General features: G+C 66.5%; 17 protein-coding genes and 2 pseudogenes. 3 read left to right on the forward strand and 16 right to left on the reverse strand.

The window, feature by feature from the left end; translation table 11 throughout:
- Positions 1–50: 50 nt before the first annotated feature.
- The 15 genes from PWP93_RS31565 to PWP93_RS31635 form a co-directional block, all read right to left on the reverse strand.
- Entirely contained in the window at positions 51–1,256 is a 1,206-nt protein-coding gene (locus tag PWP93_RS31565; RefSeq protein ID WP_421047514.1) for an acetyl-CoA C-acyltransferase, read from the reverse strand.
- Between the two features lie 37 nt (positions 1,257–1,293).
- The gene (locus PWP93_RS31570; RefSeq protein ID WP_421047515.1) at positions 1,294–1,785 is read right to left on the reverse strand and encodes a MaoC family dehydratase; all 492 of its coding nucleotides are present in this window, start codon (positions 1,783–1,785) and stop codon (positions 1,294–1,296) included.
- Positions 1,782–2,588: an SDR family oxidoreductase gene (locus tag PWP93_RS31575; protein ID WP_421047516.1), complete on the reverse strand. Its 807-nt coding sequence runs from the start codon at positions 2,586–2,588 to the stop codon at positions 1,782–1,784. Before PWP93_RS31575 ends, PWP93_RS31570 begins: the two co-directional genes overlap by 4 nt.
- Positions 2,585–3,748: an acyl-CoA dehydrogenase family protein gene (locus PWP93_RS31580; RefSeq protein WP_421047722.1), complete on the reverse strand. Its 1,164-nt coding sequence runs from the start codon at positions 3,746–3,748 to the stop codon at positions 2,585–2,587. The genes PWP93_RS31575 and PWP93_RS31580 overlap by 4 nt, the downstream gene beginning before the upstream one ends.
- 101 nt (positions 3,749–3,849) lie before the next feature.
- The gene (locus PWP93_RS31585; protein ID WP_421047517.1) at positions 3,850–5,097 is read right to left on the reverse strand and encodes an acyl-CoA dehydrogenase family protein; all 1,248 of its coding nucleotides are present in this window, start codon (positions 5,095–5,097) and stop codon (positions 3,850–3,852) included.
- A gap of 4 nt (positions 5,098–5,101) precedes the next feature.
- Positions 5,102–5,980 carry an SDR family oxidoreductase gene (locus PWP93_RS31590; protein WP_421047518.1) on the reverse strand — a complete coding sequence of 293 codons (879 nt, stop codon included), beginning with the start codon at positions 5,978–5,980 and terminating at the stop codon, positions 5,102–5,104.
- 34 nt (positions 5,981–6,014) lie between these two features.
- Positions 6,015–7,166, reverse strand: coding sequence for an acetyl-CoA C-acetyltransferase (locus PWP93_RS31595; RefSeq protein ID WP_421047519.1), 1,152 nt, complete (start codon positions 7,164–7,166; stop codon positions 6,015–6,017).
- 2 nt (positions 7,167–7,168) lie between these two features.
- The gene (locus tag PWP93_RS31600; protein ID WP_421047520.1) at positions 7,169–8,242 is read right to left on the reverse strand and encodes an acyl-CoA dehydrogenase family protein; all 1,074 of its coding nucleotides are present in this window, start codon (positions 8,240–8,242) and stop codon (positions 7,169–7,171) included.
- 84 nt (positions 8,243–8,326) lie between these two features.
- On the reverse strand, positions 8,327–9,496 hold the full coding sequence (locus tag PWP93_RS31605) for an acyl-CoA dehydrogenase family protein (protein WP_421047521.1): 1,170 nt from the start codon (positions 9,494–9,496) through the stop codon (positions 8,327–8,329).
- Entirely contained in the window at positions 9,493–10,368 is an 876-nt protein-coding gene (locus PWP93_RS31610; protein WP_421047522.1) for an enoyl-CoA hydratase family protein, read from the reverse strand. The genes PWP93_RS31605 and PWP93_RS31610 overlap by 4 nt, the downstream gene beginning before the upstream one ends.
- Positions 10,369–10,408: 40 nt before the next feature.
- On the reverse strand, positions 10,409–11,533 hold the full coding sequence (locus PWP93_RS31615; RefSeq protein WP_421047523.1) for an NAD(P)H-dependent flavin oxidoreductase: 1,125 nt from the start codon (positions 11,531–11,533) through the stop codon (positions 10,409–10,411).
- Positions 11,530–12,432, reverse strand: a complete 903-nt coding sequence (locus tag PWP93_RS31620; protein ID WP_421047524.1) for an enoyl-CoA hydratase — start codon at positions 12,430–12,432, stop codon at positions 11,530–11,532. Before PWP93_RS31620 ends, PWP93_RS31615 begins: the two co-directional genes overlap by 4 nt.
- A gap of 17 nt (positions 12,433–12,449) precedes the next feature.
- On the reverse strand, positions 12,450–13,211 hold the full coding sequence (locus tag PWP93_RS31625) for a CoA-transferase subunit beta (protein ID WP_421047723.1): 762 nt from the start codon (positions 13,209–13,211) through the stop codon (positions 12,450–12,452).
- Positions 13,212–13,257: 46 nt separating this feature from the next.
- A complete protein-coding gene (locus PWP93_RS31630; RefSeq protein WP_175195112.1) occupies positions 13,258–14,145 on the reverse strand; it encodes a CoA transferase subunit A in 888 nt (295 codons plus the stop codon).
- A 3-nt stretch (positions 14,146–14,148) separates the two neighbouring features.
- Entirely contained in the window at positions 14,149–15,066 is a 918-nt protein-coding gene (locus PWP93_RS31635) for a VOC family protein (RefSeq protein ID WP_421047525.1), read from the reverse strand.
- Positions 15,067–15,747: 681 nt separating this feature from the next.
- Here PWP93_RS31635 and PWP93_RS31640 point away from each other — a divergent pair.
- The 3 genes and pseudogenes from PWP93_RS31640 to PWP93_RS31650 form a co-directional block, all read left to right on the forward strand.
- A complete protein-coding gene (locus tag PWP93_RS31640) occupies positions 15,748–16,062 on the forward strand; it encodes a hypothetical protein (RefSeq protein ID WP_421047526.1) in 315 nt (104 codons plus the stop codon).
- A pseudogene (locus PWP93_RS31645) lies at positions 16,052–16,532 on the forward strand (type VI secretion system amidase effector protein Tae4); the annotation flags it as partial. The gene PWP93_RS31640 and the pseudogene PWP93_RS31645, both read left to right, overlap by 11 nt.
- Positions 16,525–16,794, forward strand: a pseudogene (locus PWP93_RS31650) (transposase); the annotation flags it as partial. The pseudogenes PWP93_RS31645 and PWP93_RS31650, both read left to right, overlap by 8 nt.
- 23 nt (positions 16,795–16,817) lie before the next feature.
- Here PWP93_RS31650 and PWP93_RS31655 read toward each other — a convergent pair.
- A complete protein-coding gene (locus PWP93_RS31655) occupies positions 16,818–17,555 on the reverse strand; it encodes an IS6 family transposase (RefSeq protein ID WP_421047527.1) in 738 nt (245 codons plus the stop codon).
- Between the last annotated feature and the right edge of the window lie 489 nt (positions 17,556–18,044).

Below are 18,044 nucleotides of genomic sequence, written 5' to 3' on the forward strand. Positions count from 1 at the left end.
TGCTGCTTTGTGTGACTGCGGGTCCCGCTTGTAGTGCCTGCTCGCGCGGTCTACGCCGCGATTTCGAACAGCGCCGCCGCGCCCATGCCGCCGCCGATGCACATCGTCACCACGGCGAGCCGCGCGCCGCGCCGCTTCGCCTCGATGAGCGCGTGCATCGTCATGCGCGCGCCCGACATGCCGAACGGATGGCCGAGCGCAACCGCGCCGCCATTCACGTTCAGGCGCTCCATCGGGATGCCGAGCTTGTCGCGGCAGTAGATGGCCTGGCACGCGAAGGCCTCGTTGAGCTCCCACAGGCCGATGTCGCTGACCGTTAGCTTGTGGCGCTCCAGCAGGCGCGGCACCGCGAAGACCGGTCCGATGCCCATCTCGTCGGCTTCGCAGCCAGCCACCGCGAGGCCGCGAAACGTGCCCAGCGGCGTGAGGCCGCGTGCGCGCGCGCTTTGCGCGCTCATCACCACGACCGCCGCCGCGCCGTCCGAAAGCTGCGAGGCATTGCCGGCGGTAATGAATTCGCCCTGCGCCACGGCCTCGCCGCCGCGCCACACCGGCTTGAGCGCGGCGAGGCTATCGGCGCTGGTTTCGGCGCGGTTGCATTCGTCGCGTTCGGCGCGCACGTTCTCGTGGCCGGTGCCATTGCCCTCCTTGTCGAACAGCGCGCGGCGCACGTCGAGCGGCACGATCTCGGCGTCGAAGCGCCCTGCCGCCTGCGCCGCCGCCGTGCGCTGCTGGCTCACGAGCGAGTACGCGTCCTGATCGGCGCGGCTGATGCCGTAGCGGCGCGACACCACCTCCGCCGTCTCGATCATCGCCATATAGGCGGCGGGCTGTTGCGCGAGCACGCTCTCGGCGCGCGCGCGGTAGCTGTTCTTGTGGCGGTTCTGCGTGAGCGTGATCGACTCCACGCCGCCCGCCACCACGATATCGGCGTCACCGCATGCGATGCTGCGCGAAGCCACTGCGATCGACATGAGCCCCGACGAGCACATGCGATCGAGCGCCATGCCCGGCACGCTCGCCGGCAGCCCGGCAGCAATCGCCGAAAGACGGCCGATGTTATAGCCCTGCGTGCCCTGCTGCGCGGCGCAGCCCATGATGACGTCGTCGATCTCGCGGCCTTCGAGGCCCGCGCGCTCAACCGCCGCGCGCACCACGTGGCCGCCCAGCGCGGGCGCTTCGGTATCGTTGAAAACACCCCGGTAGGCCTTGCCGATGGGGGTGCGCGCCACGGAGACAATCACGGCTTCGTTCATCGAATGCATTCCTGTTTCGAATCGGATAAATACGGAGTCAGAAGTAATAGCGGCTGATGGTGTCGACCACGCAGCCTGGCTTGGCCTCGCCCTCGATCTCCACGCTCACGCGAATCCATGCCTGCACGCCGCCTTCCAGCGCTTCGGCGCACAACAGCTCACCCACGCCGCGCACGCGTGCGCCCACGCGCACCGGCGCCGGAAAGCGCACGCGCTCGCAGCCGTAGTTCACGCCCATGCTCGCGCCGTCGATGCGCACGATTTGCGGCAGGAAATGATTGACGAGCGAGAGCGTGAGATAGCCGTGCGCGATGCAGCCGCCGAATGGACCGCTTGCGGCGCGCGCGGGGTCCACATGGACCCACTGATGGTCGAGCGTGGCGTCGGCGAACTGGTTGATGCGCGCCTGGTCGATGTCGAACCAGGGGCTCGCGCCGAGGCGCTCGCCCACGGCATCGAGCAGTTCGCCCGGCTGCGCGAACACGCGCACGGGCGTGGCTTCGGCGGAAACCTCGAGCGTGCTCATCATGCGTGCTGGCTGCTTACCGAGAGCACTTCGCCGGTCATATACGACGCGTAGTCGCTTGCGAGGAACACCATCACGTTTGCCACCTCCCAGACTTCGGCTGCGCGCCCGAATGCTTCGCGCGAGGCCAGTTGTTCGAGCAGTTCGGCCGGAGCCGACTTCTTCAGAAAATCGTGCAACGCAATGCTCGGCGCCACCGCGTTGATGCGCACCCCGTGCGGCGCGGCCTCCAGCGCCGCGCAGCGCGTGAGCGCCATCACGCCGGCCTTGGCGGCCGCGTAATGCGCCTGCTCCGCCTGCGCCCGCCAGCCCAGCACCGACGCATTGTTGACGATCGTGCCGCGCCCGCGCGCCTGCATGTGGGGCAACATCGCGCGCATCATGCGGAACGTGCCGGTAAGGCTAATGTCGAGCACGCGCGACCATTGCGCATCGTCCATATCGACTAGACGGCACGAGCCGCCGAGACCCGCGTTGTTCACGAGCACGTCCACGCCGCCGGTTTTGTCCTCGGCTTCGGCCACCAGCGCTCTCACCTGCTCCTCGTTGGAGACGTCGCAGAGGCGGCCGTAGACCGCTTCCAGACCGGTTTCGTCGCGCAGCCTGGCGAGCGCTTCGGTGAGGCGCTTTTCGTGGATATCGGAGATGAACAGCGCGCGGCAGCCTTCTTCCGCGCTGCGCCGGGCCGCCGCGAAGCCGATGCCGGCACCGGCGGCGGCGGTGATGAGCACCGACTTGCCCGCGAGCAGTTGATGACCGGCCACATAGGGCGGCGCGATGGACAGACCTTGTGGAGCGTGGTTCATGCTTGACCTCTGGGTTCTTTCGGCATGCCGAGCCCGCGCTCGGCCATGATGTTGAGCTGGATTTCGTTGGTGCCGGCGTAGATGGTGTCGGCGCGCGAGAACAGGAACACGCCCTGCAGACGGCTGCGCTTCGCGTCGTTCGCATCGACGAGGTTCGCGCGCTCGCCGAGCACGTCCATCGCAAGCTGGCCCAGATCGCGGTGCCAGTTCGACCAGTAGTACTTGTAGATGAGTGAGGACTTGTCGAGCGTACCGGCGGCGGGCGCACCGCCAGCCGCAGCGCCTTGGCCCGCGCCTGCGAGCATGCGCAGCGCGTTGTAGCGCATCGTGCGCAGCCCGGCCCACGCCTTCGCGATGCGCGCGCGAATGGCGGGATCGTGGGCCACGCCCGCCTCGCGCGCGGCGTCGATCACCCAGTCGAGCTCGCGGATGAACTGCATCTGCTGGCCGAGCGTGGAGATGCCGCGCTCGAAGGCGAGCAGCGTCATCGCGATGCGCCAGCCGTCACCGGGCTCGCCCACGAGATCGGCGGCTTCGGCGCGGGCGCCATCGAAGAACACCTCGTTGAATTCCGCACCGCCGTTCATCTGCCGGATCGGACGGATCTCGACGCCGGACTGGTCGAGCGGCACGAGGAAGAACGAGAGGCCCTTGTTGCCGCGCGATTGCGGGTCGCTGCGCGCGAGCACGAAGATCCACTCGGAGTCGTGCGCGAGCGAGGTCCAGACTTTCTGGCCGTCGATGCGCCACGCGCCATCGGCCTGGCACTCGGCGCGCGTGCGCACGTTCGCGAGGTCCGAGCCCGCGCCGGGCTCCGAATAGCCCTGGCACCAGAACTGCGAGCCCGCGAGGATGCCGGGCAGGAAGCGCGCGCGCTGGTCGGCGTTGCCGCAGGCGATCAGCGTGGGGCCGAGCAGCCCTTCGCCGATATGGCCCATGCGGCCCGGGCCGCCCGCACGTGCGTATTCCTCGTGGAAGATCACCTGGTCGGCAATGCTCCAGCCGCGCCCGCCTGCTTCGACGGGCCAGCCGAGGCCAGTCCAGCCGCCCTCCGCAAGCTCGCGCTCCCACGCCTTGCGCAGTTCCGGGAACGCGTCCTCGTCGCCGGGGCCGCCACGGTAGCGCAGGCAGGCGAATTCGCCCGTGAGGTGCGCCTCCATCCAGGCGGCAATCCCGGCGCGCAAGCGCGCTTCGCGGTTGCCGCACTGTTCGTTGAGGTGCGCGTTGAAATCCGCGCTGAAGTCTCGATCAATGCGTGCGTTCATGCGTTCGCTCCTGCAAGCACCGCTGCGCTCGTGTGTTCGGCCACGGCATGGCTGCTCGCACCGTCGATCACGTGACCCGCGAGCCAGCCATAGAGTTGCGACGTCGAGCCGAACAGCGCACCGCAAGCCTGTGCGCGCTTGAGATAAAGATGTGGATCGTACTCCCAGGTAAACCCCACTCCGCCGTGCAGCTGGATGGCTTCCTGGGCGCAGAAGCGGAACGCGTCGTTCGCGCCCGCCTTGGCGACCGCGATATCGGCGTATTGCGCAGCCGCAGGCACGCCTTGCGCGGCATCCCAGGCGGCTGCCGCGCCGAACACTACGGAGCGCGCCGCCTCCACCGCCACGAGCATTTCGGCGCAGCGGTGCTTGACCGCCTGGAACGAAGCGATGGCGCGCCCGAACTGCACGCGCTCCGCCGTGTAGGCCAGCGTGAGGTCGAGACATTGCTGCGCGCCGCCCAACTGCTCGGCCGCGAGCGCAAGCGCCGCAAGCCATGCCGTTTCCGTGAGCGCGCGCCGCGCCACCACACTGCGCGCGAGGCACGCCGCCGGCGCGACCCGCACGTTGTCCAGTGCGATGCCTGCGATGGCGCGCGTGGTATCGAGCGTCGCGAGCGGCGTGCGCGCCACACCCGTTTGTGCCGTTTCGACCGCGAACAGCGCGATTTCGCCGCTACTGTTGCCATCGGTCAGGCGCGCGGGCACGAGCAGCAGGTCGGCCATCACGCCATCCAGCACGGCGGCGAGCGTGCCGCTCAGGCGGAAGCCCTCGGGCGTTTCATGCGCTTCGACACCCGATGCCACGCGCTCGCCCGCGTCGTCGAATGGCGCTCCGATCGCCAGCGCCGCGCGCGTCTCGCCCGCCGCGATGCGCGCGAGCCAGCGCACGGCTTCCTCGGAGCCTTCATCCGCATCGGCTTCGTTTGATTCACCGCTGCAACGCGCCAGTGCCTGTGCCGCCAGCACCGCCGTGCCGAAATACGGCACACAGGCGAGCCTTGCCCCAAGCTGCTCCATTAGCAGCACGAGCTCCGTGGCGCCCAGTCCCGCGCCGCCGGCGTGCTCCGGCACGCTCAGGCCGCACCAGCCGAGTTCCGCCGCCACGGTCTGCCAGAGCACGGCATCATAGCCCGCATGACGCTCGATCGCGCGGCGCACGTCGGCGGATGCGCTCTGCTGCGCGAGCACCTCGGCCGCGCTGTCGCGAATCATGACCTGCTCTTCGGTGAGTACGAGGTCCATGACATCAGCTTCCGTAAACGCGCTGCGCGGGCCGGGCCTGCTCGACCAGCGCCGCCACTGCCGCGCCCACTTCGTGCGCGGGCCAGCGCGCGCCCCGGTCCACGCTCGGGCCCGTGCGCCAGCCCTCGGCCACCGCGATCATGCCGCCGGAGACCTCGAACACCTGCCCGGTCACCGCGCCCGATGCCTCGCTCGCGAGCCACACCACGAGCGGCGCGACGTTGGCCGGATCGAAGGCGTCGAAGCCGCCGTTCTCGGGCTTCTTCATCACGTCGGCGAACAGCGTTTCGGTCATCGCCGTGCGCGCCGCCGGCGCGAGCGCGTTCACGCACACGCCGTAGCGCTGGAGCTCGGCGGCCTGCATCAGCGTAAGCGCCGCAATGCCCGCCTTGGCCGCGCCATAATTGGATTGCCCGATCGAGCCTTGCAGCCCCGCACCCGAACTCGTGTTGACGATGCGCGCCGCCACCGGCGTGCCCGCCTTCGCGGCATCGCGCCAGCCGCGCGCGAGAATGTGCGCGAGACAGAAGTGGCCACGCAGATGCACGCGCATGACCGCATCCCAATCGTCCTCGGTCATGCTCGTGAACATGCGGTCGCGGCAAATGCCCGCGTTGTTCACAAGCGCGTGAACCGTGCCGAAGGCTTCCTGCGCGGCATCGACGATGCGCTGCGCGGTGTCCATGCGCGTGATGTCGTCGGCGTTCGCGAGCGCGCGGCCGCCCGCCTGCGCAATCTCCTCGCACACGGCGCGCGCCGCGTCTTCGCGCACGTCGTTGACCACCACCGCCGCGCCCTGCTCCGCCAGCGTCAGCGCATACGCGCGCCCCAGCCCGCCGCCCGCGCCCGTGACGATCACGGTCCGTTCCTTGCAGATTCCCATGCCTGACCTCTCGTTAAGTCTTGTCACGCCGCGCTCAAAGGCGCTCGATAATAGTCACGTTCGCGAGACCGCCGCCCTCACACATCGTCTGGAGTCCATATCGACCGCCGGTGCGTTCGAGTTCGTGCAGCAGCGTCGTCATGAGACGCGCGCCCGTTGCGCCCAGCGGATGCCCCAGCGCAATCGCGCCGCCGTTCGGATTCGTGCGCGCTGCGTCGTAGCCAGTTTCGGCAAGCCATGCGAGCGCGACCGAGGCAAACGCCTCGTTGATCTCCACCGCGTCGATGTCCTTCATCGAGAGGCCCGCCTTCTTGAGCGCATGGCGCGTGGCGGGAATGGGCGCGGTCAGCATCCAGAGCGGGTCGTCGCCGAGCACGCTCAGGTGATGGATGCGCGCGCGCGGCGTGAGGCCGTAGCGTTGCAGCGCGTCTTCCGAGACGATCAGCAGCGCCGCCGCCGCGTCGCAGGTCTGGCTCGACACGGCCGCCGTGAGCGAGCCGCCCGGCATCAGCGGTTCAAGCGAAGCCATTTTTTCGAGCGTGGTGTCTGGGCGCGGAGTCTCGTCGCGCGAGAGGCCGAAGCACGACACGACCTCGCGCTCGAAGCGCTTTTCCTCGATCGCGGCCACCGCCCGGCGATGGCTTTCCAGCGCGTAGCGCTCCATCGCTTCGCGCGAGAGGTTCCAGTGATCGGCAATGCGCTGGGCCGCATCGAACTGCGAGACCGGCGCATCGCCAAAGCGCGCGCGCCAGCCCTTGCTGCCCGAGAACGGGTCGGTGAAGCCGAGCGGCACCGCCGCCGTCATCGCCGAAGAGATGGGGATTTGCGTCATGGTCTGCACGCCGCCCGCGACCACCACGTCCTGCGTGCCGCTCATGATGGCCTGCGCCGCGAAGTGCACGGCCTGCTGCGAGGAGCCGCACTGGCGGTCCACGGTCACGCCCGGAACCGTGAGCGGCAGGCCAGCGGCGAGCCAGCAGGTGCGCGCGATATTGCCGGCGAGCGGGCCGATGGTGTCCACGCAGCCGAACACGACGTCGTCGTAGTCCTCGGCGGGAATGGCGTTGCGCTTGACGATTTCCTGCAGCACGAAGCCGCCCAGGTCGGCGGCATGCACCGGCGCCAGCGTGCCCTTGCGGCGGCCCGTGGGCGTGCGCAGCGCGTCGACGATATAGGCTTGTTTCATGGTCACTCCAGTTCGAAGGTGCGCGCGGGGCCGATGGGCGTACGCGCGTCGATGAGCGTGCTGGCGACGCGCTCGCGATGGAACGTGGCATCGCCCCAGTTGCCCGCGAGCGCCCAGATGCGCTTGACGAAGATTTGCAGGTCGAGCTCCCACGTGTAGCCCATCGCGCCGTGCACCTGGATAGCGTTGCGCGCGGCCAGTTGCGCGGCTTCCAGCGCGGCGAGTTTCGCGTGCGAGACATAGAGCGCGCGCTGCGGATCATCCGTTGCGAGCGCGCACGCCGCGCGATAGACCACGGGGCGCGCGAACTCGTAGCGGATCGCGACATCGGCGAGCAGGTGCTTGACCGCCTGATACCCGCCAATGGGCTTGCCGAACTGCTTGCGCTGCGAGGTGTAGTCGATGGCAGCGTCGAGCACGCGCTGGGTGAGACCGAGCAATTGGGCGGCTACCGCGAACGCGCCGTGATCGAGCGCGGCGTCGAGAATCGGAGCGGTTTCTGCGGCCGTCGCGAGGCGCGTCGAGGTGCGGGGCGACGACACGTCGGGCGTCCATTGGACCTCGAAGATGCGCCGCGACGGATCCACGCTCTGGACAGCCTTGCGCGTGCAGGCCGAGGGCGCCACGCGGTGCAGTTCGCCGTCGCGCTCGCACAGCAGCAAGTGAGCGACGTGCGCATCGGCCACGTGCGGATTCACCGGATGCCCGAGCGCCACCCGCGCATTGCCCGCTGCGATCTGCGCCAGCAGCGTGTCGCGCCAGTCGCTCGCGGGGAGCCGTGCGAGCATCGCCACCGTCACGAACGCGGTGTCCATGAGCGTATCGGCGCCGCCGAAGTAACCCCAGGTCTGCGCGAGCAGCGCCCATTCGGCAGCTGACATGCCCAGGCCGCCGTGTTCTTCGGGCACCGACACCGCGGTCATGCCCTGCGCGGCCAACTGCTCCCAGAGACGTTCCGAGCGTCCGCTTTCGGTCTCCCACAGTTCGCGGAGCAGTTCCGGCGTGAGCTCGGTCATCAGGAAGCGGCGTGCGGAATCGGCCAGCGCTTCCTGGTCTTCGTCGAATGAAAAGTCCATAAATCTCCTTTTCAGCTGGCTCCATATCATCAGCATTCCGAATCTAATGCCATACGGCGACCAACTGCTGCGTCGTTGTTTTCGCTACCCGCGCGGCATGCCCAGCATGCGTTCGGCAACAATGTTGCGCTGGATTTCGTTGGTTCCCGCGTAGATCGGACCGGCCTGTGCGAACAGGAAACCGTCGAGCCAGTTGCCCAGATGCGCGTGCGCCTCGTCGCCGTGCGGCATCACCTCCGCCTGCGAACCCAGGATGTCGAGCGCGGTCTGGTGCATCCGCAAATCCAGATCCGACCAGAACACCTTGTTGGTGCTCGATTCCGGGCCAATATGCCCGCCCTTCCGCAAGCGGCTCGCCGTCATGTAGGTGGAGAGCGCATACGCCTGGGCGTCCATCCACGCCGCGGCCACGCGCTGGCGCAGCGACGGGTCGCGCCGCGCCGCCTCGGGATGCGCCAGGAGCAACTCGCGCAGCGACTCGGCCGTGCGCTGGAAGCGCGCGGGCGAACGCAGCATCAGGCCGCGCTCGAAACCCGCCGTCGCCATCGCCACGTGCCAGCCCATGCCCTCGCCCGCGATGCGGTTCGCCACTGGCACGCGCACGTCGTCGAAGAAAATCTCGGCAAAGCCGGTCTGCCCGTTCAACTGCTTGATCGGCCGCACCGTCACGCCCGGCGCATTGAGCGGCACCATCAGGAATGTGAGGCCGTGGTGGCGCGTGGACTGCGAGTCGCTGCGAAACAGGCCAAACATCCAGTCGGCCCAGACCGCGCGCGTCGACCAGATCTTCTGGCCGTTGAGCACGTAGTCCTCGCCGTGGCGGAACGCGCTCGAGCGGATCGCCGCCATGTCCGAACCCGCGTTCGGCTCGGACCAGCCTTGCGCCCACACATGCTCGCCCGAGGCCATCGCGGGCAGGAAGCGCGCCTTCTGCTCGTCGGTGCCGAAGTCCATCAGCGTGGGGCCGAGCAGGAAGATGCCGTTCTGGTTCACGCGCATGGGGGCATCGGCTCGCCAGTATTCCTCTTCGAAGATCAACCACTCGATCAGGTCGCAGCCGCGCCCGCCCAGCTCGCGCGGCCAGGTGACCATGCTCCAGCGGCCCGAATGCAGCGTGCGCTCCCACTCGCGATGCGCAGCGAAACCCGCTTCGGTGTCGAAGCTCGGCAGCGGCTTGCGCGGCACGTGCCCGGCGAGCCACGTGCGGATTTCCTCGCGGAGCGCGCGTTGTTGCGGGGTGTAGTCGAGCTTCATGCGCGAGCCTCGCCGGGTTGTGCGGATTGTGCGAGTTGTGCGGATTCGAATTTCGCCTCGCGCTTTTCCACGAAGGCGCTGCGCGCCTCGGTCGAATCGTTCGACATGTAGGCCTGAAGCGTGAAGCCCTGCTCCCAGCGGTACTTGCTTTCGAGGTCACCGTCTTCCACGCCGTTGAGCGCCTCCTTCGCGAGCGCGAGCATCGTGCCGCTCTTTTCGGCAATGCGCTGCGCGAGTTCGAGTGCCGCCTCGCGCAACTGCTCGCGCGGCACGACGCGCTCCACCGCGCCCAGCCGCCATGCCTCGTCGGCGCCCACCATGTCGCCCGTAAAGTACATCGCGCGGACCTTCTGCACGCCGAACATTCTTTGCAGATGCGCGCCGCCGCCCATCGCGCCGCGGTCGATCTCGGGCACGCCAAAGCGCGCGCATTGCGAGGCCACGACGATATCGGAAGCGCCGCAGATGCCGATGCCGCCGCCCAGCACGAAACCATGCACAGCCGCGATCACCGGCTTCGGGCTGCGGTGCACGGCGCGAAACGTGGCGTAGTTGCCCGCGTTCACCGCGACGATGCGCTCGGGATGCGCGGACAGTTCCTTGATGTCGACGCCGGCGCAGAAGCCACGGCCAACGCCGCGCAGCACGATCACACGTACGCTCTCGTCGCGGCCAAGCGCGTCGATGGCGGCGGCGAGCGCGTACCAGTCCTCGCTGTCGAGCGCGTTGACGGGCGGGCGCTCGAGCGCGAGCTCGGCCACCGCCCCGTCCTTGCCCACGCGCGCGATCGAAAAGGCCGGCTGCCGTCCGCTTTGGGCGGTGGTGGCCGGGGTCGCCCCCTGTGTTGTTCCGTTATGGCTTGCTTGTGTCATGTCCCCGTCCCTCATCTCGTGAATGGGTGGTGAATATTCGTTACACACGCACCGTGGTGGCTTGCGCTCGCGCGCTCTCGCCGCGTAGCGCCGCAAGCGCATCCAGCCGCTCGCAAGCCTCATGCACGATGCGCAAAATCACCGTCTCGCACGGCTCGATCGCGCCTATCATCGCGGCCGCCTGGCCGCCCGGCAGCACGCCTTCGTCGGGCTGCCCCTCGACGATCGCGCGCTGGATCAGGTATGGCGCGTTCGCGGCCATGAGCGTCTGGCTCGCGGTATAGCCGTGCTCGCGCAGCGCCTTCATGCCGATGGACGCCATCTGCGCGAGCGACAGGCCGTTCTGCTTGCGCCAAGCCTGCGCGGTGCGCAGCGCGAAGAGCGTGCGGGAGAGCGGCCGGAGCGATTCCAGATGCAGCAGATACGGGTTGTCGATCATGCGTTGCGGCAGGCCGTCGAGCGCCGCGGAAACGCGGATCTGCGCCGGATCTTTCACGTTCACATAGCGCGAGAGCGTTTCGCGCGGCACGGGCGATTCCTCGGTCATGAGAAAGCGCGTGCCCATCGCAATGCCCGCTGCGCCGTAGCCGAGCGCGCCGGCCAAACCACGCCCGTCGAAGAAACCGCCAGCCGCGATCACCGGCACCTGCACGGCGTCGAGCACGCGCGGCAGCAGCAGCGTGGTCGGCACCGAGCCGGTGTGGCCGCCGCCTTCGGCGCCCTGCACCGTCACCGCGTCCGCGCCGAGTTCGACGGCCTTGGCCGCGTGTTTGGGCGCGCCCACCGTGGGGATGCAGAGCACGCCCGCGTCCTTGAAGCGGCGGATCGTCTTCTCATCGGGGCCGCGTCCGTAGCTCACCGCGCGCAGCCGGTGGCGAATCGCGAGATCCACGACCTGCGCCGCGTTGGGCTGGAACATATGGAGGTTGATGCCGAAGGGCCGGTCGGTGAGCGATTTCACGCGCAGGATCTCGGCCTCCACGCGATCCGGCTCCAGCGTCGCGCCCGCGAGAAAACCGAAACCGCCCGCATTGCAGGTGGCCGCGACGAGGCGTGCATCGGCCACCCAGCCCATCGCCGTCTGCACGACCGGGTAACGGCAGCCGAGCAGGTCCGTGAGCGGCGTGCGCAGTGCGTCAGGCACGGCGGACATAAGCGCGTTCATGACGTGCTCTCCGGCGCGGCTTGCTTCGCTTGCTGCGCGTCGGGCGTTCGCTGCGACTGCGCCATCTTGCGCGCGTCATAGCCGCCCAGGCGGTCGCCGCTCACGAGTTCGTTGTGCGCATGGGCGAAGTGATGCCAGGCGAACGCGGCATCCATCGCCGCGCGCTTGCCTTGCAGTTCTTCCACGTGGTTGATCGCCTGCTTGGTGAGCGTGAGGCCAAGGCGCGGCATCGCTGCAATCTTCGCGGCGATTTCGTGAACGCTCTCGTGCAACGACTCGCGCGGCACGATGCGATTGACCATGCCCATCTGCTGGGCGCGCTGCGCGTTCATGCGCTCGCCGAGGAACAGGAACTCCTTGGCGATGCGCGGATTCAACTCATAGGCATGCGCGAAATACTCCACGCCGGGAATACCCATGCGCACGACCGGATCGGCAAAGAAGGCATCCTCCGAAGCGACGATCAGATCGCACACCCACGCCATCATCAGGCCGCCCGCCACGCATGCGCCCTGCACCATCGCGATGGTCGGCTTGGGCAAGTCGCGCCAGCGGCGGCACATGCCCAGATAGACTTCCTGCTCGCGTGCGTAGAGGAATTCGCCGCCTTCCTTGTTCACGTGGTCGTACCAGAGCGACTGGCGCTCGAACGACTTGTCGATGTCGCGCCCCGGCGTGCCGATGTCGTGCCCCGCCGAAAAATGCTTGCCCGCGCCCGCGAGCACGATGACCTTCACGGCGTCGTCGTGCGACGCGCGCTTGAACGCCGCGTCGAGCGCATAAGTCATCTGCGAGTTCTGCGCGTTGTGGTACTCGGGGCGATTCATCGTGATGGTGGCAATGCCATCCTTCACTTCGTAAAGCACGACTTCATCGTTGTGCGAAAGACTGTCCTGCATGATGGCCTCGCTTCGCTTTACACGCGCCGCGGCGCGGGGTTGTCTCGCAGGATCGCTGCGCGCAGGTTATGCGGGTCGAGGGCGCGCACGATGCGCAGGTCCTCGGCGCTGGGCGGCGCGGTCGTGCCGATGTCGTCGGCAGCGATGAGCGGGAAGCCCGTGGCCGCCTGCACTTCTTCGAAGCTCACGCCCGGGTGCAGCGAACGCACGCGCACCGTGTGGTCCGGGCCGCCGAAGTCCATCACGCAGAGGTCGGTGACCACCGCGCGCAGATCCGTGAACGCGCGCATGCCTTCGATCTCGCGCGCCGGGTTGTAGCCCACGCTGCACACCATGTCGACCTCGCCGGCCACGAAGGTGCGCGTGCTGTGGCCCGCCACGAAGAACGAGTTCGCGTGATTGATGCTGTTGCCCGGAAAGCCGCGTGCGCCCAGCAGTTGCGTCTTCGGCTTCGCGTAGTCGCTGCCGAGGCACGAGATGTTGGCCTGGCCGAAGCGGTCGATCTGCGTGGGCATGACGAGTGCGTGGCGGCGACCGTGCCACACGCAGTCGAACACGCGCTCGTAGGTCATCCAGCCGCTCGCCGCCACGCGATAAGTCGAATCGCGCGGGCCCAGCGGCGCGGGGTTTTCGACGAGATAAGCCTCGCCATCGGTGAGCATGAGGCCGGGGTTGTACGCGAGGCGCGCGAGGCCCGCCGCGAGGCGCGGCCCCGTGCCGATGCCGGTGGCCAGCACTTCGCCGTCATCGCGCCAGAGTCTGGCCGAGGCGACGATCATCAGCTCGGCGAGGGAATAGTCGATTGCTTCGTTCACGCTCGCTCCTTTACAGAATCGGCAGCGGCAGCGCCGCGATATGGGAAGGTCCGCCCGCGCCCGCCAACCAGGCGGACTCGTCGGGGCCCACGACGTCGCGCAGATACGCGGCGGTTTGTTCCGGGCTCGCCGCAGCGGCGCTATAGGCCTTCAAATGCGGCAGATCCCAACCGTAGGCCGGCGCGCACGAAGTGGGATGCGCGCCGCACGGCGCGTGCACCACGCCCGTCACGAGCGAGCGCTCGAACGGATTGCGGCGCGCCGCTTCGAGATCCGCGCTCGCGAGCGACTCCGAAAGCGTCTCGCAGCTCACGAAGGTGCGCTTCGCGGCGCGCGCGAACCAGGCGTCGAAGAACGGATCGGGACCGTCGATGCGCGTATTGCCCATCGCGTCGGCGGCGTTGACGTGCAGCAGCGCGGCGTCGAGCTCGATGGCCGGCATCGCGAGCAGGGTTTCGCCATCGTCATAAGGCGAGCGAACCGTGCGCAGATGCGGCGCATGGCGCAGCAGATCGGTGCCGAGGCCCACGCGCGTGGGCAGGAACGGCAAGCGCGCGGCGGCGGCGCGAAGGCCCAGTTGCAGCAGGCCCTCGTCGAGTTCCCAGACATCGATCGCACCGGTCTCGCGAGCGCGGCGGAAATGCGCCTCCAGCGGAATCACGTCGAGTGAAACAAAGCCGAACACCACCTTCTTGACCTTGCCGGCGGCGCACAGCAGACCCACATCAGGGCCGCCATAGGCGACCACGGTGAGATCGCGCAGCGACGAGCGCGCGATCTCGCGCACCAGCGCCATGGGCTTGCGACGCGGACCCCATCCGCCGATGCCGATGGTCATGCCGTCTTCGAGCTGCGCGACCACGTCGCGTGCGCTCAGGCGTTTATCGAGCGTTTTCATCAGTTATCCTCCAAATCCGATGCTGAAATCGTGGCCCCAGAGACTCACGCGCGTGGCTTCGTAGACGCTGTGCTCGCGCCAGTCCACCTGCAGGCCGCCATAGCCGTATTCCAGGTCGAAGCCGCCCGGCGTCTTCATGTAGAACGAGGTCATGTGGTCGTTGCAGTGGCGGCCGAGCGTGGCCGAGAGCCTCACGCCGTGCGCGTTCATGCGGTCGAGCGCGCGGCCCACCTCGTCCATGGCGGGTACCTCGGCCATCACGTGGATGCAGCCCGAGGGCACGGCGAGGTCCATGATCGCGAGGCTGTGATGGCGCGCGTTGCCGCAATGCAGGAAGTGGATGCGCTTTTCGGGCTCGGCCGGATCGGCGGAAAAGCGCACGCGGTAGATGTCGGAGAGCGCGAAGCCCAGCACATCGCGCAGGAACGTGTCGGTGGCGTCGAACGCCGGTGCGGGCAGCACCGTGTGGCCGAGGCCCATCGCGCCGGTCACGAAACCCGGCACGCCCACGGGAGAGACGAAGCGGCGGAAGTCCGAGCGCATGCCCCAGAAGAATTCGTGGCGGTTGCCGGAGGGATCGAGACACCAGACCATCGCCTGGACGCGGCGCAGCGCGGTTTCTTCGGCGCTGGCGCGACGCGGCTCGACGCCCGCTTGTTCGAGCCGTGCGACCAGTGCGACGAGCGACGCTTCGTCGGCCAGTTCCCAGCCCGAGGCGAAATAGCGGTCTTCGTCGCCTGGCACGATCAGGTAGCGGAAATCGCGCTCGTCCATCTTGAGGTAGAGCGCGCTGCTTGCTTCATTCGTGCCCTGATTCGCCTCAAGCACCTCCATGCCGAGCACGTCCCGCGCATAGTCGCGCCACTTGTCCACCTGCGCCGACTGCACGACGACGTAGCCCAACGCTCGCACTTCGCTCATCTTCGCCCCTCCAGAAAGCCCGTTGTAGTGAGGTCTATTCTGGCCGCCGGGGACGGGGGCAACATCGTCTGTTGGGACTATTGGGTGGCGGTTGGTTTGACTGGGGTGCCGGCGGCATAGCGCGGGTATTCCCTAGCCCACTGAAGGCTGGCGGCCGCTAGTGCGCGAGCACTCGAATACTCGGGTCAAAGTTCGACCGTCCGAATAGTTCGCTATCTCAGGTCGGATTTATCGACAGTCAAACCATTAACTCTCGGCAATTCAGTACGCATTGTTCGCATCCCGTTTTCGTCTCTTTCTGATGGCTCGTGTCTTTGCCTCCATGTTGACATTGCCCGATTGGGTGAAATCTCGCTCGATCTGTCGGCGGCCATAGTCGCCGGCCGCTTTCGTCGACCAAGAGGGCTGCAAATGTGGGAACAACAGAAACACCGTGCGGGAGGTACGAAATGAAGCGGGCACTCTTGCGAACGGGGCATAGGTCCGCTAACGGCGGCGTGGTTCTGGAGGGCATCGACAAATGCACGCACCGCGTTCATCGGCGCGAGGGTGAGGTGCGAATGCTGCAAGTCAGAAGGCGTCATCGGCGCGACGGGTCCGCACCAGAACGCGACGATGCATGGAAAACAACAAGCGCTCGACGGCGATATCTGCATCTGCAAATGCGACCCGCCTCCGGTCATGAGCGCGTCGCAGGATAGCGCGTGGCATACGTTCGAATCGCATGAACCGGAGGCAATGGGCTGCATACAGGGCGGCGAACCGCTCAAACAGCAATCTACCGGCGAGTACGACGAACAGGTAACGGTGAGCGCGCGCAACGTGTCTTTACAGGGCTACCCGTACCTTATCAAGAAGCCCGACGGGCAAACCATATGCGGCCGTGCGGACGGCAACGGTCATTTGCCTCGCATCCACACCAATAGCGCAGACGCCTACGAGATTCACTGGGGCGATGAAGCACTAAGCCATGAAGGATGGAGCAATGCCGAATAAGAAAACTGTTGTACAGACGAACAACACGCCAGGTTCGATAAAGGAAGTTCCACTGAAGGTCGTGACGTTCACCGAGCTTTGGGCGAACTATCCAGGCGGCAATCCGTACGACAATCCCGCATACCACAATCAATGCGCCATTCGCATGAGCGTTACGCTTCATCGTGTAGGGATTAATATGAAGTCGTTTTCGTCCAGGCTGGTACAGCCTTCATCAGGCCAGCCGACCATCGGCCGCATTATCCTGGATGGAAAGGCAACGGCAACGCGCGCCGATGAAATGGGACAATGGCTCAAGCTACAACCCTTTGCCGGACTGCCGAAGTCCTGAGAACATAACCGGGCCTGACTGGCAAGATAAGTTCAAGGGGCGTACCGGGATTGTTCAATTCTCGCAATATTGGACACGCGACGGTGAGAGCGCGGAGAGCGCAAGCGGCGGCCATATCGATCTATGGAACGATGGCCGAAACGCTGGCCTGGCAGAACCGTCCGCTCGATGCGATGTACCCGGTGGTGTTCTTCGACGCCTTGCGCGTCAAGATCCGCGACGACGGCGTGGTCAGCAACAAGGCGGTCTATCTGGCACTGGGCATTCAGGCCGATGGCCAGCGCGATGTACTGGGCCTGTGGATCGAGCAGACCGAAGGCGCGAAGTTCTGGCTCAAGGTGTTCAACGAACTGAAGGCCCGTGGCTGCCAGGACATCCTGATTGCGGTGGTTGACGGGGTTCTGGTGCAAATAGGAAAGCAGGTTTAGAAGGTTCCTATAAGAAGGATAGTAGAAAGGACCGCATTCCATACGGCGGGCGCAGTGACCTCCTTGAGGCCGAGTTCCGTGAGATCGAACTGACCCTTGCGAATGCGATGCGTCAATTCGATGCCTGAAATTGTGGTCGCGGCGCTCCTGAACCGCTTGAATCCAAGCATCACGTTCGTTCTCGATTTGATGTGACGATGGTCCTGTTCGATCAAGTTATTCAGATATTTTGAGGACCGGACCTTCGTGTCTTCAGGCAGCAGAACATCGGCCTTCATTTCGCGCACCGCGCGGTGCGAGGCCGCATAGCCGTCGAGCGTGATGGTCTCCGGCGACTGGCCCTGATGCCTGATGGCCTTGCTGAAAAAGGCTTTGGCCGCGGCCACGTCGCGCTTCGCCCTGAGCAGGAAGTCCACCGTCTGGCCAGCCCGATCCACCGCCCGGTACAGGTAGACCCATTTGCCGCGAATCTTCAGGTAGGTCTCGTCGACGCGCCACGAGCGACCAGCTGGCGTAGCAAAGCGGTTCCAGCGTTTGACGAACTCGGGCGTATAGCGTCTCACCCAGCGCAGGATCGTCGTGTGAGCCAGCGATAATTTCCGTTCGGCCATCATCTCGACCAGATCGCGCAGGCTGAGCTTGTAGCGCAGATACCAGCGAACGCACAGAATGATGATCTCCCGATCAAAATGACGTCCACCGAACAACTCCTCCAGACTCTTCAGCTTGCTCATCGCGGTTCATCAGTTCATTTTGCTCCGACAACTCTAACCGATTGCCCCGACCCTATTTGCACCAGAGCCGTGGAGGGGTACCCTGGAAAGGCGCGTTTAGACTGGGATGAACAGACCGCATGACAATGCGCAAGCGATCCTCGGGCTGTTTCATTCGACCGTCGACCGTCAAACAGATGCCACGCCATCCAGGCGCGGCTAAGTCGCTGCCTTGGGCTAACCGCGTCCCTTGTGCGCACTCATGCTACGCTGAATGCCGTCGACCGGAATGGTGCTATCCGTGTGACGCGCTTCTCTGGCAAACACGAGCGGAATGAGATGAGCCACAGCGCATGCATGGAGATTCAGCACATGCGACCGAACGGGAAAGTCCCGTACGGCACTTGTCCGGGATGCGCCAAGTCATGTCCACGAGGCTTGGCCGCGCTCGATTTACACCGAGGAGTCTTGCTAGAAGCACGGGCGCCTCGCGTGTGCAGGACGCAGATC

This window comes from Paraburkholderia sp. A1RI-2L, from assembly GCF_048957375.1.
In the GTDB taxonomy this organism is placed as follows: domain Bacteria; phylum Pseudomonadota; class Gammaproteobacteria; order Burkholderiales; family Burkholderiaceae; genus Paraburkholderia.

Bases quoted from the DNA above. Each gene is read 5' to 3' on its own strand.
- PWP93_RS31620 (WP_421047524.1), bottom strand. From the start codon at position 12,432: ATGCAGGACAGTCTTTCGCACAACGATGAAGTCGTGCTTTACGAAGTG.
- PWP93_RS31565 (WP_421047514.1), bottom strand. From the start codon at position 1,256: ATGAACGAAGCCGTGATTGTCTCCGTGGCGCGCACCCCCATCGGCAAG.
- PWP93_RS31600 (WP_421047520.1), bottom strand. From the start codon at position 8,242: ATGGACTTTTCATTCGACGAAGACCAGGAAGCGCTGGCCGATTCCGCA.
- PWP93_RS31635 (WP_421047525.1), bottom strand. From the start codon at position 15,066: ATGAGCGAAGTGCGAGCGTTGGGCTACGTCGTCGTGCAGTCGGCGCAG.
- PWP93_RS31595 (WP_421047519.1), bottom strand. From the start codon at position 7,166: ATGAAACAAGCCTATATCGTCGACGCGCTGCGCACGCCCACGGGCCGC.
- PWP93_RS31605 (WP_421047521.1), bottom strand. From the start codon at position 9,496: ATGAAGCTCGACTACACCCCGCAACAACGCGCGCTCCGCGAGGAAATC.
- PWP93_RS31625 (WP_421047723.1), bottom strand. From the start codon at position 13,211: ATGATCGTCGCCTCGGCCAGACTCTGGCGCGATGACGGCGAAGTGCTG.
- PWP93_RS31580 (WP_421047722.1), bottom strand. From the start codon at position 3,748: ATGGAGGCGCACCTCACGGGCGAATTCGCCTGCCTGCGCTACCGTGGC.
- PWP93_RS31615 (WP_421047523.1), bottom strand. From the start codon at position 11,533: ATGAACGCGCTTATGTCCGCCGTGCCTGACGCACTGCGCACGCCGCTC.
- PWP93_RS31575 (WP_421047516.1), bottom strand. From the start codon at position 2,588: ATGAACCACGCTCCACAAGGTCTGTCCATCGCGCCGCCCTATGTGGCC.
- PWP93_RS31570 (WP_421047515.1), bottom strand. From the start codon at position 1,785: ATGATGAGCACGCTCGAGGTTTCCGCCGAAGCCACGCCCGTGCGCGTG.
- PWP93_RS31610 (WP_421047522.1), bottom strand. From the start codon at position 10,368: ATGACACAAGCAAGCCATAACGGAACAACACAGGGGGCGACCCCGGCC.
- PWP93_RS31590 (WP_421047518.1), bottom strand. From the start codon at position 5,980: ATGGGAATCTGCAAGGAACGGACCGTGATCGTCACGGGCGCGGGCGGC.
- PWP93_RS31630 (WP_175195112.1), bottom strand. From the start codon at position 14,145: ATGAAAACGCTCGATAAACGCCTGAGCGCACGCGACGTGGTCGCGCAG.
- PWP93_RS31585 (WP_421047517.1), bottom strand. From the start codon at position 5,097: ATGGACCTCGTACTCACCGAAGAGCAGGTCATGATTCGCGACAGCGCG.
- PWP93_RS31640 (WP_421047526.1), top strand. From the start codon at position 15,748: ATGAGCGCGTCGCAGGATAGCGCGTGGCATACGTTCGAATCGCATGAA.
- PWP93_RS31655 (WP_421047527.1), bottom strand. From the start codon at position 17,555: ATGAGCAAGCTGAAGAGTCTGGAGGAGTTGTTCGGTGGACGTCATTTT.